General features: G+C 74.8%; 11 protein-coding genes and 1 pseudogene. 6 read left to right on the forward strand and 6 right to left on the reverse strand.

The genetic code is table 11. The annotated features are described in order from the left end of the window. Positions 1-34 precede the first annotated feature (34 nt). Positions 35-940, reverse strand: a complete 906-nt coding sequence (locus FHX32_RS21835; protein ID WP_167186471.1) for a siderophore-interacting protein — start codon at positions 938-940, stop codon at positions 35-37. Between the two features lie 52 nt (positions 941-992). Between FHX32_RS21835 and FHX32_RS21840 the strand changes: the two are divergent. After that, positions 993-1,172: pseudogene (locus tag FHX32_RS21840) on the forward strand (acyl-CoA-like ligand-binding transcription factor); the annotation flags it as partial. 267 nt (positions 1,173-1,439) lie between these two features. On the opposite strand, the gene FHX32_RS21845 reads toward FHX32_RS21840, so the two are convergent. Next, a complete protein-coding gene (locus tag FHX32_RS21845; protein WP_167186474.1) occupies positions 1,440-3,719 on the reverse strand; it encodes an LLM class flavin-dependent oxidoreductase in 2,280 nt (759 codons plus the stop codon). Positions 3,720-3,831: 112 nt separating this feature from the next. On the opposite strand from FHX32_RS21845, the gene FHX32_RS21850 reads away from it, so the two are divergent. Then, positions 3,832-4,359, forward strand: a complete 528-nt coding sequence (locus FHX32_RS21850; RefSeq protein WP_167186477.1) for a MarR family winged helix-turn-helix transcriptional regulator — start codon at positions 3,832-3,834, stop codon at positions 4,357-4,359. Positions 4,360-4,383: 24 nt separating this feature from the next. Here the strand turns inward: FHX32_RS21850 and FHX32_RS21855 are convergent, their stop codons facing one another. Then, complete coding sequence (locus tag FHX32_RS21855; protein ID WP_167186480.1) at positions 4,384-5,028, reverse strand: response regulator transcription factor; 645 nt, start codon at positions 5,026-5,028, stop codon at positions 4,384-4,386. Beyond that, positions 4,980-6,293 (reverse strand): histidine kinase, encoded by a 1,314-nt coding sequence (locus FHX32_RS35320; RefSeq protein ID WP_167186483.1) that lies wholly within the window; start codon positions 6,291-6,293, stop codon positions 4,980-4,982. Before FHX32_RS35320 ends, FHX32_RS21855 begins: the two co-directional genes overlap by 49 nt. 133 nt (positions 6,294-6,426) lie before the next feature. Here FHX32_RS35320 and FHX32_RS21865 point away from each other — a divergent pair, with 133 nt between their 5' ends. Further along, positions 6,427-8,544 (forward strand): MMPL family transporter, encoded by a 2,118-nt coding sequence (locus FHX32_RS21865; RefSeq protein WP_167186487.1) that lies wholly within the window; start codon positions 6,427-6,429, stop codon positions 8,542-8,544. Between the two features lie 116 nt (positions 8,545-8,660). Continuing rightward, positions 8,661-10,295, forward strand: a complete 1,635-nt coding sequence (locus FHX32_RS21870) for an FAD-binding oxidoreductase (protein ID WP_167186490.1) — start codon at positions 8,661-8,663, stop codon at positions 10,293-10,295. Between the two features lie 320 nt (positions 10,296-10,615). Here FHX32_RS21870 and FHX32_RS34620 read toward each other — a convergent pair whose 3' ends face one another. Further along, the gene (locus FHX32_RS34620) at positions 10,616-10,882 is read right to left on the reverse strand and encodes an alpha/beta fold hydrolase (protein WP_208419143.1); all 267 of its coding nucleotides are present in this window, start codon (positions 10,880-10,882) and stop codon (positions 10,616-10,618) included. 21 nt (positions 10,883-10,903) lie between these two features. Here FHX32_RS34620 and rpsD point away from each other — a divergent pair, with 21 nt between their 5' ends. Then, positions 10,904-11,497: a 30S ribosomal protein S4 gene (rpsD, locus tag FHX32_RS21885; protein ID WP_167186493.1), complete on the forward strand. Its 594-nt coding sequence runs from the start codon at positions 10,904-10,906 to the stop codon at positions 11,495-11,497. 92 nt (positions 11,498-11,589) lie between these two features. Here rpsD and FHX32_RS21890 read toward each other — a convergent pair whose 3' ends face one another. Continuing rightward, positions 11,590-12,063 carry a molybdenum cofactor biosysynthesis protein gene (locus FHX32_RS21890; protein ID WP_167186496.1) on the reverse strand — a complete coding sequence of 158 codons (474 nt, stop codon included), beginning with the start codon at positions 12,061-12,063 and terminating at the stop codon, positions 11,590-11,592. 470 nt (positions 12,064-12,533) lie between these two features. Here FHX32_RS21890 and FHX32_RS21895 point away from each other — a divergent pair, with 470 nt between their 5' ends. Continuing rightward, positions 12,534-13,907: a glycoside hydrolase family 10 protein gene (locus FHX32_RS21895; RefSeq protein WP_167186499.1), complete on the forward strand. Its 1,374-nt coding sequence runs from the start codon at positions 12,534-12,536 to the stop codon at positions 13,905-13,907. Positions 13,908-14,022: the final 115 nt, after the last annotated feature.

Here is a 14,022-nt window from a genome sequence, read left to right on the forward strand (position 1 = left end):
GGTCCGGCACCCGCCGGGCCGAGCGGTCGGCACCTCAGGCGCCGTCGGCCCGGCCGAGCCGCCAGTACCCCATGAACGCCACCGCGCGCCGGTCGAGCCCGCGCTCGCCGACCAGGTGCCGGCGCAGGGTACGGATGACCGCCGCCTCGCCGGCCAGCCAGGCGTAGAGCGGCACCGGGGCGGCCGGGGTGGGCACCTCCCACAGGATGTCCCGGTCGACGTCCACGTCGGCGATGACCTGGTCGGCACCCGTTTCGGTGTCACCGAGCAGCGCGCCCGCCGCCGCCGTGACGGCCGGGACGAGCCGGCTGCCGTGCGCGCCGTCGCCCCGGGGCAGCCACTCGACCTCGAACCCGGGCGGCGCCGCGACCGGCAGCGCGTCGGCCGGTTCGGGCACCTCCAGCAGCGCCCGCCCCCGGGCGTCGACCGGCAGCCGTTCCAGGATGGCGCAGATCGCCGGGGCGGCGGTCTCGTCGCCGGCCAGCAGCAGGTGGCCGGTCGACGGCGGACGGAACTCCACCCCGCCGTGGTCACCCGGGTAACCGGCGTCCGGGCCGAGGATGGCGATCTCGTCGCCGGGGCGGACCCGGCGGGCCCACCGGGTGGCCGGCCCACCGTCGCCGTGCAGCACCAGGTCGACGTCCACCTCGCTGAGCAGCGGGCGGACGGCCCGGACGGTGTAGGTGCGGATGGGGTTGCGCCGCTCCTCCGGCAGCGCCCGCCACTGCGCGTACCAGTCCTCGCCGCCGGGCAGCCGCACCGTGGTCTCCCCGGCCAGCGGGAACGCCAGTTTGATCCGCTGGTCGTAGCCGTTGTCGGCGAACCGGTCGAGGTCCGGTCCGGTGAAGGTGACCCGCAGGAACGACGGGCTGATCCGGCGTACCGCGCGGACCTCGACGGTGAAGACGCGCCACGGCGCGACGGGCAGGGCCTGGGTCATGACGGTTAGGGTAGGCTAACCAATATCGGAGTGATCGGCGGCCCCGCCCGAGGTGCCGGCGCTGGAGGCGATCCGGCTGGCCCTGACCGGGACGGCCGAGATGATGCAGGCCGACCGGGAGTTGTGGCGGCTCCGGCTGGCGGTCATCGAGCGCAACCCGGCGCTGCTGACCCGGCTGATCGCCGGAAACGCCGAGGTCGAGCGGGCGATCGTCGAGGCCGTCGCCGACCGCCTCGGTGTCCCGCGACCACGGTCACCCGGCACTGGTCGCCGCGGTGGGCGGCGCCGCGCCCGGGTTCGCCTGTCCGGAACACCCCACGAGCGTCGGCGCGCGGTTCGCGGTGCTCGCCCTGCTCGTGGTGCTGTTCATCAAGGAGAAGCCGCTGCACACGCTCGGCGGGGACGAGCGGCGGGCGCAGGGAGGAGGCCGCCGCGCAAGCGGCCGCGCACTGACCCGCACGGCGGCGGGGTGGGCCGGTCGACCCACCCCGCCGCCCCGTCAGTCGGTCGCGGGCGGCACCGGGAAGTTGGTGTTGAACACCGCGTCCGGGTCGTAGGCCCGCTTGACCTGTCGCAGCCGGCTCAGCGTCGGCTCCGGGAAGGCGTCGCGCAGCCGCTCGGGGCGCGGGTCGGTCTCGAAGCTGAGGTAGAGACCCTCGGCGTGCGGGTACACCCAGCTGTCCCACGGCTCGTCCAGGGCGGCGCGCCGCACCCCGCCGCCGAAGGCGACCGCGGAGAAGTTCTGGTGCCGGTGCGGGTACGCGGTCTCGCCGGCCGGCACGTCGTTGACCGCCCCGCCCACCGCGCGCAGTTGCAGGAAGTACGAGACGCCCTCGGTGACCAGCCGGGCGAGCCCGCCGGACACCTCCGGGGTGAGGTGGGTGAACAGCCCCGAGCGGGTGACCGGCCCCGGCCCGCCGGAGGCGTGGTGCGGCTGGGTGGGGAAGACGACGCCCGAGTAGGGCGTCAGCCGGGCCTCGTGGTCGAGCAGCGGGGCGATGTCCGCGAGCCGTTGCAGCGCGGCCACCGCCGCGTCGGTGTCGTCGCTGGCGTAGACGGTCATCACCCGCGCCACCGCCGACGGCGCGCCCCGGTTCGGGGACAGGATGATGAAGCTGGTCAGCTCGCGCGGCGAGGTCTCCACCACCTGCCCCCAGCGCGCCAGCACCCCGGCGGTGTCCGAGGCGTCGAGCAGCATGACCGAGTGGACGATGTCGCCCACCCGGTCGGCGGCGAGTTCCAGTGACGTGACCGCGCCGACGTTGGCGCCGGCGCCGCGCAGCGCCCAGAACAGGTCGGGGTGGTTCTCGGCGTCGGCGCGGACGATCCGGCCGTCGGCGAGGACCACCTCGGCGGCCCGGACGTGGTCGATGGTCAGCCCGTGCAGCCGGCCCATGAAGCCGATGCCGCCGGTGGTGGCCAGCCCACCGACGCCGACCCCGCCGTAGTCGCCGGAGCTGATCGCCAGACCGTGCGGGACGAGCTTCTCGGCGACCCGTCCCCAGCGGGCGCCGGCGCCCAGCCGGACCAGCCCGGTGCGCTCGTCGAGCAGCTCGATGCCGTCGAGGGCGCCCAGGTCGACCACGATGCCGCCGTCGTTGGTGGAGTGGCCGCTGATGCCGTGGCCGCCCGAGCGGATGGCCATCGGCACCTCCTGCTTGCGGGCGAAGGCCAGCGCCTCGGCGACCTCCTCGGCGCTGCGCGGGCGCAGCACCAGACCGGGCCGGCCGGCGCGCAGGTAGCCGGAGCGGACCGACCCGTACTCCCGGTCGCCCGGCTCCACCGCCCGGGCGGCCAGCGCGGCCGGCACGTCGTCGTAGGCGATGCCGGCCCGGCGGGCCGCCAGCGCGGCGCTGCCCCGCCGCCGGGCCACCGGCGCGGTGCCGGCGGACGCCCGCTCCGCCGCGACGAGTTCCCGCAGCGCCGGCGCGACCTCCTGGCCGAAGGTCTGGATGGCGCGCGGGTCGTCGCCGATCAGGATGAAGGTGCCGATGCCCTGCTCCAGGGCGTAGGGGGCGAGCTGCTCGACCCACTGCGCGGGCGGTCCCTGCAGGAAGCCCCGGCCCTGCGGGGTGAAGGCGCCGCCGATGTTGAGCACCCGGCGGATCTCGCCCGGGTGGCGGCCGGCCCGGGTGGCGGCCTCGTCGATCGTCGCGTTGCCCTCGGTGAGGCCGTCGTCGCCGACGTACTGGAGGGTGACCGCCCAGCCGTCCGCGATCCGGCCGGTGAGCCGCAGCATCCGCGGCTTGAGCGCGCCCACCCAGATCGGGATGTCGTGGGCCGGCGCCGGGCCGCGCTTGGCGCCGGCGACCCGGTGGTAGTTGCCGTCCACGGTCAGCGCGGTCGGGTCGGCCGCGTCCCAGATCCCCCGGATGATCTCGATGCCCTCGGCCAGCGCCTGGACCCCCTGGCCCGGGGTGAGCCGCTGGCCACCCATCGCCTCGATGGCCTCCCAGAAGGCGCCCGCACCGAGCCCGAGGGTGAACCGGCCGCCGGAGAGCCGGTCCAGGCTGGCGGCCGAGCGGGCCAGCACCGCCGGCGGGCGCAGCGGCAGGTTGAGCACGTTACCGGCGACCGAGATCCGCTCGGTGGCCGCCGCGACCCAGGTCAGCAGGGTCCAGGTGTCCAGGAAACCGGGCTGGTACGGGTGGTCCTGGAAGGTGACGAGGTCCAGCCCGGCCGCCTCGGTGAGCTGGGCGAGCTGGACCGGCACCTGGGGGTTGTCGTTCTGGGGCGTGATGAACGTCCCGAATGTCAGGTCGTGCCCGTAGTCGGTCATGGATCCGCTCCGTCGTCCGCCACATTGTTTGCGCGACAAACGATACAGGTGCTAACTCATCTGTCCAACAGATGATGTGTCTGTTCAATCACTGACTGGTAGCATCGGTGGCATGACCACCGCTGGCGTTCCCACCCCGGCCCGCACCGACTCCGAACCGGAGTTCGTCGGCGAGTTCGGTTGGGCGCTCACCGTGCTGCTGCGGGAGTGGAGCGCCCGGGTGGCGGCGGCGGTCGGCGACCTGCCCTACGGCACCCGGGGCTACCAGGTGCTCTCGGCCGTCGTCCGGGACGAGCCGCCCAGCCAGGCCTCGCTGGCCACCCGGCTGGGCATCGACCGCAGCGTGATGACCTACCTGATCGACCGCTGCGTCGAATCCGGCCTGGTCGAGCGCCAGCAGGACCCGACCGACCGGCGCGCCCGCCGGATCGTGCCCACCGGGCACGGGCGCCGCCGGCTCGACGAGTTGGACGCGCGGGTACGCCAGGTGGAGGAGGAGCTGCTGGGTGCCCTGCCCGAGGCGGAGCGCGCGCTGCTGCACCGACTGCTGCGCCAGGCCGCCGACGGCGTCGCGCACGACCCCGACCGGTGCGCGGTCACCGCGGACGCGATGCGCGGCGGCCCCAGCTCACCGGCCTGACCGGGGGCGCCGCGCGGCGCGGGCTCAGCCGTTCAGATACGCCAGCACGGCCAGCACCCGCCGGTTGTCATCGTCCGACGGCGGCATGCCGAGCTTGCTGAAGATGTTGTTGATGTGCTTGCTGACCGCCTTCTCGGTGACGAACAGCCGGCCGGCGATCGCCGCGTTCGACCGGCCCTCCGCCATCAGGCCCAGCACCTCGCGCTCGCGCGCGGTCAGCCCGGCGAGCCGCTGCCCGCCGGTGTTGCGGGCCAGCAGCTGGGAGACCACGTCCGGGTCCATCACCATGCCGCCGGCCGCCACCCGGCGCACCGCGTCGACGAACTGGTCCACGTTGGACACCCGGTCCTTGAGCAGGTAGCCCACTCCCCCACCGCGGTCGGAGAGCAGCTCCCGGGCGTACAGCTGCTCGACGTGCTGGGACAGCACCAGGATCGGCAGGCCGGGCAGCCGGGTACGGGCCTGCAACGCGGCCTGGAGGCCCTCGTCGGTGAAGGTCGGCGGCAGACGTACGTCGACCACCGCGACGTCGGGGCGGTGCCGGGTCAGCGCCGGCAGCACGGACGGGCCGTCGGCGACCGCCTCGACCACCTGGCAGCCGAAGGCGTCGAGGATGCGGGTCAGCCCGTCCCGGAGGAGGGCGAGATCCTCGGCGATGACAACTCGCACGGCAGCTCCATGGTCACGACGGTCGGTCCGCCGGGCGGACTGGTCACCGTCATCGTTCCATCGAACGCCGCCAGCCGGCGCCGCACACCCGCCAGGCCGGTCCCCGCGTCCGGCTGCGCACCGCCCCGGCCGTCGTCGCCGACCACCATGGCCAGCCAGCCGTCCCGGTGGGTCAGCCGGATCCAGGCACGCGCCGCGCCACTGTGCTTGGTGACGTTGGCCAGCGCCTCCGCCACCGCGAAGTACGCCGCCGACTCGACCGCCGCCGGCGGGCTGCCCGGCAGCTCCACGTCCACCGTCACCGGCATCGGCACGGCCAGCGCGAGCGCCTCGACCGCGCCGCCGAGGCCGCGTTCGGCGAGCACCGGCGGGTAGATGCCGCGGACCAGGTCGCGCAGCTCGATCAGGGCCTGCCCGCTGGCCTCCTGGGCCTCGGCCAACAGCCGCCGGGCCGCCGCCGGGTCGTCCGCCACCAGCTTCCCGGCCAGCCCGATGCTCATGCTCAGCGCCACCAACCGGGCCTGCGCGCCGTCGTGCAGGTCGCGCTCGATCCGGCGCAGCTCGGCCGCCTGGGTGTCGACCGTGTCGGCCCGGGTGACGGTCAGCTGCCGCACCCGCAGCGCCAGCTCCTGCGCCTTCGTCGGAGTCAGGAAGAAGCCGGCGAAGCGCAGGTGCAGCCAGACCAGCCAGGGTGCCACCGCCAGCCCGCCGACCAGGAAGAACCACCCCTGCGGTACGGACAGCCAGGCCTTCACGATGTTGTCCATCGGCCAGAACACGCCGTAGCCGTACCAGTCGATGGTCAGGTAGAGCACCAGCGGCACCAGCAGCACGCCCTCCAGCCCGTACGCCGGCAGCACGAACGCCAGCAGGCAGGCCGCGCCGGTGACCGCACCCGGCACCAGCCAGGCGAAGTCCCGCCAGGTGGCCGGGTCGCCGACCACCCACCGGAACCGCCGCCAGGTGCCGATCCGCGCGTCGGCCGGCATCGGCCGGTACGGGGTGGCCATCGGCATCCCGCCCCAGCGGGCCAGCCGGCGCTGCGCGCCGAGGCAGAGCCGGACCAGCGCGGTCACCACCGGGAACAGCGCGAACCCGATGCCGAACACCGGGATCAGCGCGAGCGACACGACCGTCAGCGCGAACAGCGCGACGTTGGTGGTCAGGCAGAGCAGGGCCAGCGCCAGGCCCTGCACGGCGGCGATCGCGCCGGGCCGGAGCCACTGCCGGACGAACAGGCGTACGGAGCTGTCCACGGCTCCCATTCTGGGCCACGCCCGCCGCCGGATCGGTGGTGCCAGCACCACCGCGGTTGGGGACGTGACACCCCTGCCCTCGCCGGTCGCGGGCCGAAGGATCGAGGGCGTGAGAACACCCAATCCGCGGAGGGAACCCGCCATGTTCCGGCACCGCCTGGCCGGCCTGCCGTCCGGTCGACGATCCAAGTACGCCCTGCTCGTCTTCTGGCTCATCGTCATCGCGGCGGCCGGACCGCTGGCGCTCAAGCTGACCGAGGTGCAGGACAACGACACCCTCGGCGCGCTGCCCGCCGGCGCCGAACACAGCCGGGCGGCGCAGCGGGCGGAGGCGGCGTTCCCCGACTCGGGGGCCCCGCTGGCGATCGCGGTCTACGTCCGGGACGGCGGTCTCACCGCCGCCGACCGGGCCAAGGTCGACGCCGACCGCGCCGCCTTCACCCGGTACGCCGACGGCGGTCAGGTGCCGGCGGCGGTGCCGAGCGAGGACGGCCGGGCGCTGCTGCTCTCCTTCCCGGTCGCCGGGGACGACGAGCGGCGCGGCACGGCGGTCACCGAACTGAAGGACCGGCTGGCCGCCGAGACCCCGGCCGGCCTGCGGACCGCGCTGACCGGCCCGGCCGCCGCCGAGCACGACGTGTTCGACGCGTTCGGCGGGATGGACGGCGCGCTGCTGCTGGCCACCGCCGCCACCGTCGCCCTGCTGCTGCTGGTCACCTACCGCAGCCCGGTGCTCTGGCTGCTCCCGCTGCTCACCGCGGCGTTCGCGAACCAACTCGCCAGCGCGGTCGTCTACCTGCTGGCCCGGTACGCCGGGCTGGCGGTCGACTTCCAGAGCCAGAGCATCCTCACCGTGCTGGTGTTCGGCGTCGGCGTGGACTACGCGCTGCTGCTCATCGCCCGCTACCGGGAGGAGCTGCGCCGGCACGCCGACCGGCACGCCGCGATGGCGGTGGCCGTACGCCGCTCGATCGGCGCGATCGGCGCGTCCGCGGCGACCGTGGCGATCGGCCTGCTCTGCCTGCTCGCCGCGCAGCTGCCGTCGACCCGGGGGCTCGGCCCGGTCGGCGCGGTCGGCATCGCCGCCGCCCTGCTCGCCATGACCACGCTGCTGCCGGCCGTGCTGGTGCTGTTCGGCCGGTGGCTGTTCTGGCCGTTCGTGCCGCGCTACGCGCCGGACGCGGCCGGGGTGGACGTGGCCGCCGACCACCGGGTGTGGCGGGGGATCGCCGGGCTGGTCGGCCGCCGGCCCCGGACGGTGTGGATCGGCACCGCCGCGGCACTGGTCGCGCTCAGCTTCGGCATCGGCAACCTCAGCGTCGGTCTGCCGGGCGACGAGACGTTCACCCGGGAGGTCGGCTCGATCACCGGCCAGCGCATGATCGCAGCGCACTACCCGAGCGGCACGGTCGCCCCGGCCGACATCCTGGCCACCGCGGACCGCGCCGACCAGGTGGTCGCCGCCGCCCGTGCCGTGCCGGGGGTGGCCGAGGTGGGCGCGCCGGAACGCTCGCCCGACGGCCGGTGGGTGCGGATCGGCGCGGTGCTGGCCGACACCCCGGACAGCGACGCCGCACTGGACACCGTGGACCGGCTGCGTGCCGCGGTGCACGCGGTGCCCGGCGGCCAGGCGCTGGTGGGTGGGGACAGCGCCTACCTGCTGGACGAGGAGCGCACGGTCGACCGGGACAACCGCCGGGTGGTGCCGCTGATCCTGGCGGTGGTGTTCGTCATCCTGACCGTGCTGCTGCGGGCGCTGGTCGCGCCGTTGGTGCTGCTGGCGAGCGTGGTGCTGTCGTACCTGGCGGCGCTGGGCGCGGCCGGGCTGATCCTGGACGCGATGGGGCACGCCAAGCTGTTCGTCGGGATCCCGTTGCAGACCTTCCTGTTCCTGGTCGCCCTCGGCGTGGACTACACGATCTTCCTCACCACCCGGGCCAGGGAGGAGGCGGCGCTGCTCGGCCACCGGCCGGGCGTGCTGCACGCGCTGACCGTGACCGGCGGGGTGATCACCAGTGCGGGTGTGGTGCTGGCGGCCACCTTCGGCGCGCTCAGCGTGCTGCCGCTGGTGCCGTCGGTGCAGTCCGCGGTGATTGTCGGCGTCGGGGTGCTGCTCGACACGTTCCTGGTGCGCAGCCTGCTCGTCCCGGCGCTCGCCCTGGAGATCGGCCGGCGTACCTGGTGGCCGAGCGCGCTGGCCCGGCCGGCGTCCCGGGCCGTCCGGCGCCGCCCGGCCGAGCCGGTCCCGGCCAACTCCTGACCGGGTACGCGGGGTGGCCACCGCCGGTGGCCACCCCGCGCGCAGGGGATACCCGACACCGCCGCCGGGCGAGTACGTTACGGCGGGTCGGGCTGGGTCGACCGCGGGGAGGCCGGATGGCCGGGAAACACCGTTCGTGGTGGGGTTGGGGCCACGTCGAGGACGCGGTGACCGGCGCGGAGGCCGCGGCGCTGACCGACCGGGTACGGGCCCTGCTGCCCGACGCCGACCTGACCGCGCACGTCCCGCCGCCCGTGGCCGAGCTGGGCCTGCGGCCGCCCCGGGTCGCCCCGCCGGCGGCGCTGGCCCACCTCTGCTCCGTCGAGGAGACCGACCGGGCCGCGCACGCGCACGGCAAGGCGTTCCGGGACGTCGTCCGGAACCTGCACGGCGACCTCCGGCACCCGCCGGACCTGGTCGTCCGCCCGGCGTGCGAACAGGACGTCGTCGACGTGCTGGACTGGTGCGCCGGGGCCGGGATCGCGGTGGTCCCGTACGGCGGCGGCTCGTCGGTGGTCGGCGGCGTGGAGCCGCGGGTGGCCGACGATTACCCGGGCGCGGTCAGTCTCGACCTCGGCCGGCTCGACCGGGTGCTGGAGGTCGACCGAACCAGCCGGGCGGCGCGGATCCAGGCCGGTGTGTTCGGCCCGGCGCTGGCCGACCAGTTGCGGCGGCACGACCTCACGCTGCGACACTTCCCGCAGTCGTTCGAGTTCTCCACGCTGGGCGGCTGGCTGGCCACCCGGGCCGGCGGCCACTACGCGACCGTGCTCACCCACATCGACGACCTGGTGGAGTCGCTGCGGGTGGTCACCCCGGCCGGGACCAGCGAGTCCCGTCGGCTGCCCGGCTCCGGCGCGGGGCCGTCACCGGACCGGCTCTTCCTCGGCTCCGAGGGGGCGCTCGGCGTCATCACCGAGGCGTGGCTGCGCCTGCAGGACCGGCCGCGCTGGCGGGCGGACGCGGCGGTGCACTTCGACGAGCACGACGCGGCGGTGGCCGCCACCCGGGCGATCGCCCAATCCGGGCTGCACCCGAGCAACTGCCGGCTGCTCGATCCGGCGGAGGCGCTGCTCAACGCCGGGGCCGCCAGCGCCGGCGGGGTCCTCGTACTGGGCTTCGAGTCCGCCGACCATCCGGTCGGGCCGGCCCTGGACCGGGCCGTCGAGCTGTGCCGCGACCACGGCGGGGCGCTGCCCGAACCGGCCCGGTACGGCCCGGCGTCCACCCCCCGGGGCGGCGCCGTGGACACCTGGCGCTCGGCGTTCCTGCGGATGCCGTACCAGCGGGACGCCCTGGCCGCCCGGTCGATGATCGTGGAGACCTTCGAGACCGCCTGCACCTGGGACCGCTACCCCGCGCTGCGCGCCGCGGTGCTGGACGCGGCCGGCGCGGCGCTGCGCGAGGTCGGCGCGACCGGCGTGGTCACCTGCCGGTTCACCCACGTCTACCCGGACGGGCCGGCTCCCTACTTCGGCGTCTACGCCACCGGCCGGTGGGGCGGCACGCTCGCGCAGTGGGACCAGATCAAGCACGCCGTCTCCGAGGCGCTGCTCGCCGCCGGTGGCACCATCACCCACCACCACGCCGTCGGCCGCGACCACCGGCCCTGGTACGACCGGCAGCGCCCGGAGCCGTTCGGGCTCGCGCTGCGCGCCGCGAAGGCCGCGCTCGACCCGTCCTGGGTGCTCAACCCCGGCGTCCTGCTCGACGCCCCCAGCGGGCGGCGGACCGATGCCGGCGGCCGGTAGGGCCCGGCGACCCGGCGAGGTGACGGGCCGGCGGGCGCGGGCAGGCGGGGCCTACCAGCAGGTCGGCGCCGGGGTGAATCTCAACGGCATCGTGCGCACGCCCGACCGTACGGCGCTGATCGTGGTGCAGTCCAACACCGGCCTGCTCTTCCGGGTCGACCCGGCCACCGGCGTCGCCACCACGGTCGACGTGCCCGGCCACACGTTCACCAACGGCGACGGGCTGCTGCTCGTCGGCCGCACGCTCTACGTGGTGCAGAACCGGCTCAACCAGATCGCCGTGGTCCGGCTCGATGCGTCCGGCACCGCCGGCACGCAGCTCAGCGGACCTTGCGGAAGAACGCCCGGACGTCGGCGACGAACAGCTCGGGCTGCTCCATGGCGAAGAAGTGCCCGCCCTTGTCGTACTCCGTCCAGTGCACCACGTTGTGGTCGCGCTCGGCGAACCGGCGGATGGTGACGTCCTGGGCCGCGCCGGCCGCGAGCCGCCGGGCGGTCCGGCGGCGCTGGCGGCGAGCCGGCCGGCGCCGGTCACCCGGATCGGGTGAGGACGTGTCACCCGGGTCGGGGGCACGGTGAGGGACCACGGCAGTCGAGGGAGGGGCACCATGCTGCGGTCCAAGGTCAACGTCGCGCCCACCGACGACGTACCGCTCAAGCCGGCGTGGGGTTACCGGCTGCGCCGGCAGCGGCACCCGATCGGGCGCCGGGGCGGGCCGCGGCGCGCCCCGCGCGGCTACCGGCTGCCCGACGCCGAACGACACCGGCTCCGGGCCGCGTACGACCTGCGCGAGCGGCAGCTGGTCCGGGCCCTGGTGACCGCCGCCGGGCAGCCCGGCGACGCGGCGGAGAACCTGGCCGGGCAGTTGGAGCAGCGGCTGGACGCCCTGGTGCACCGGGCCGGCTTCGCCCGCAGCGTGAGCGAGGCCCGCCACCTGGTCACGAACAACACGTTCACCCTCGACGGCGGCAAGGTCAACCAGCCGTCCTACCTGGTCCGGCCGGGCCAGATCATCCAGGTGCGGCCGGAGAAACAGTGTCCCACCCCGGCCGCGGTGGCCGCCGGCGGCTTCCCCGCCACCGAGGCCCCGCCGTACCTGGAGGTACGGCCGGCGGCGTTCACCGCCACGCTGACCCGGGAGCCGCGCCGGCAGGAGGTGCCGGACCTGCGGGACGTCCCGCTCACCGTCCGACCCGACTAGGTTCACGAGCGCCGGTCGGGAGCGCCTGGCCGGGCCGCTCCCCCCGGTCACCCGAGGTCGCGGGCGAGTCCGCGTTGCCGCCGGCGCGGGCCTCAGCGGCTGATCGTCACCTCGACCGGGCCGACGCGCAGGGTGCCGTCGTCCAGCGGGGTGCAGCGGATGCCGCCCCGGCGGCGCAGCGCCTTCCACGCGCCGGGGCCGATGGCGACCTCCATCCAGGCGCAGGGGTTCGCCGGGCGGTTGACCCGCAGCCGGACCGGGCCCGCGCCGGAGTCCAGGCTGAGCACCGCGCCGATCAGCTCGTCCACGGCGATCCCGGTGGTGAGCACGTTGCGGCGCACCTGCACCAGGTCGACCCCGGGCGGCAACGACTCCCGCGCGATCACCGTCACGCTCGCCTCGCGGTGCGCCGGCTTGCCGAAGTACCGGTCGCCGACGATGCCGAGGCCCGCCCGGAGCTGGATCTGGTCGACCAGTTCGCCGGGTGGGGCCGGTGCCGGACCGTCGGCGGGCCGGCCCAGGTAGCGGTGCACGGGCGAGGCCAGCAACTGCACGATCTGCGGCACCCAGCGATTCTACGGAGCGCCCGGCTCCCGGCCGGCCGTCCCGGGCGAATCAGCGGCACGGGTTCGGCGGGGCGGCACCGGTGACGCGGCCGCCGTGGGGCATGCCCCACGGCGGACCGCACTGACGACACGGGCTGCCGCACCACGGGCCGAGCTCGTTGCGAAACCTCACCGGAAAATCCGGGTCAACATCGCCCCGCTCGGCGCTTCAACTGTTCACAGTTGATCATCGTGTCTGCCCAAACATGATGCTGGCCTGCTGATCCCTCCCGCAGCCACAGACCGGGCAGCGGCTTAGCTATCGTTAGCTTTCCGGAAAATCTTGCCGCACCAATCGGCCGCTGCAATACTCCACATCTATTCGGGTCGATGTCGGGTCGGCGTCCCACCGGCTGCGGCGGCGACCCGACACCCCCACCACACCAGGCCGGCGCCCCCACCAGCCCGGTCCCCCACCAGAAGGGGCAGAAATGATCGACAGCAGCCAGCAGGACAACCGTCCAAGATCGACCGCACGAAGGCGGGCGGCCCTCGCCCTCGCCGCCGTGGGTCTGCTCGCCGCGGCCGGTGCCGTGGTGCTGCCCGTCGCGGCCAGCGCCGGCACCACCCTGGGTGCCTCCGCGGCGGAGCGGGGCCGGTACTTCGGCGCCGCGGTGGCCGCCAACAAGCTCAGCGACAGCGCGTACACCACGATCCTGAACCGCGAGTTCAACTCGGTGACGCCCGAGAACGAGATGAAGATCGACGCCACCGAGCCGCAGCAGGGGCAGTTCAACTACACCAACGCGGACCGGATCGTCAGCCACGCCCGCAGCCGCGGGATGAGCGTGCGTGGCCACACTCTCGCCTGGCACTCCCAGCAGCCCGGCTGGATGCAGAACATGAGCGGCAGCGCGCTGCGCCAGGCGATGCTCAACCATGTCACCCAGGTGGCCACCCACTTCCGGGGCCAGGTCGTGGCGTGGGACGTGGTGAACGAGGCGTTCGCCGACGGCGGCAGCGGCGCCCGGCGCGACTCCAACCTGCAGCGCACCGGCAACGACTGGATCGAGGCCGCGTTCCGGGCCGCCCGGGCCGCCGACCCGGGCGCGAAGCTCTGCTACAACGACTACAACACCGACGACTGGACCCACGCCAAGACCCAGGCCGTCTACAACATGGTCCGCGACTTCAAGCAGCGTGGCGTGCCGATCGACTGCGTCGGCCTCCAGTCGCACTTCAACAGCGGCTCGCCGTACCCGGGCAACTACCGCACCACGCTGTCCAGCTTCGCCGCGCTCGGCGTCGACGTGCAGATCACCGAGCTGGACATCCAGAACGCCCCCGCTGACACGTACCGCAACGTGGTCAACGACTGCCTCGCCGTCGCCCGCTGCACCGGCATCACGGTCTGGGGCATCCGGGACAGCGACTCCTGGCGGGCCGACCAGAACCCGCTGCTGTTCACCAGCAGCGGCGCCAAGAAGCCGGCGTACGACGCGGTCCTCGCCGCCCTCAACGGCGGCACGACCCCGCCGACCACGCCGCCGACCACCCCGCCGACCACCGGGCCGACCACCCCGCCGCCCGGCGGCAGCTGCACCGCGACCCTGCGCGACGGCACCCGGTGGGGCGACCGGTTCAACAGCGAGGTCACCGTCAGCGGGGCCAGCAACTGGACAGTGGTCGTCGCGGTCACCCCGCCCCAGAAGGTCTCGGCGACCTGGAACGGCACCCCGAGCTGGGACAGCAGCGGCAACGTCATGACCATGCGGTCGAACGGCAGCGGGAACGTCTTCGGCTTCACCACCATGGCCAACGGCAACTGGAGCCGCCCCCAGGTCCGATCCTGCACCGCCTCCTGACCCGAGCGCACCCGACGAACCCCGCGGGGGTGGCGACGCGCCGCGTCGCCACCCCCGCGCCCGCGCGTGCCCGGCCGCCGGCGCACGCGACGGTCCGCCGTGGACCAGCAGGCGG

This window comes from Micromonospora sp. CNZ280, from assembly GCF_011759515.1.

What these genes read in the sequence shown, in the direction of transcription:
- rpsD (WP_167186493.1), top strand. Translation starts at nt 10,904, where the DNA reads ATGCTGCGGTCCAAGGTCAACGTCGCGCCCACCGACGACGTACCGCTC.
- FHX32_RS35320 (WP_167186483.1), bottom strand. Translation starts at nt 6,293, where the DNA reads ATGGGAGCCGTGGACAGCTCCGTACGCCTGTTCGTCCGGCAGTGGCTC.
- FHX32_RS21850 (WP_167186477.1), top strand. Translation starts at nt 3,832, where the DNA reads ATGACCACCGCTGGCGTTCCCACCCCGGCCCGCACCGACTCCGAACCG.
- FHX32_RS21865 (WP_167186487.1), top strand. Translation starts at nt 6,427, where the DNA reads ATGTTCCGGCACCGCCTGGCCGGCCTGCCGTCCGGTCGACGATCCAAG.
- FHX32_RS21845 (WP_167186474.1), bottom strand. Translation starts at nt 3,719, where the DNA reads ATGACCGACTACGGGCACGACCTGACATTCGGGACGTTCATCACGCCC.
- FHX32_RS21835 (WP_167186471.1), bottom strand. Translation starts at nt 940, where the DNA reads ATGACCCAGGCCCTGCCCGTCGCGCCGTGGCGCGTCTTCACCGTCGAG.
- FHX32_RS21895 (WP_167186499.1), top strand. Translation starts at nt 12,534, where the DNA reads ATGATCGACAGCAGCCAGCAGGACAACCGTCCAAGATCGACCGCACGA.
- FHX32_RS21870 (WP_167186490.1), top strand. Translation starts at nt 8,661, where the DNA reads ATGGCCGGGAAACACCGTTCGTGGTGGGGTTGGGGCCACGTCGAGGAC.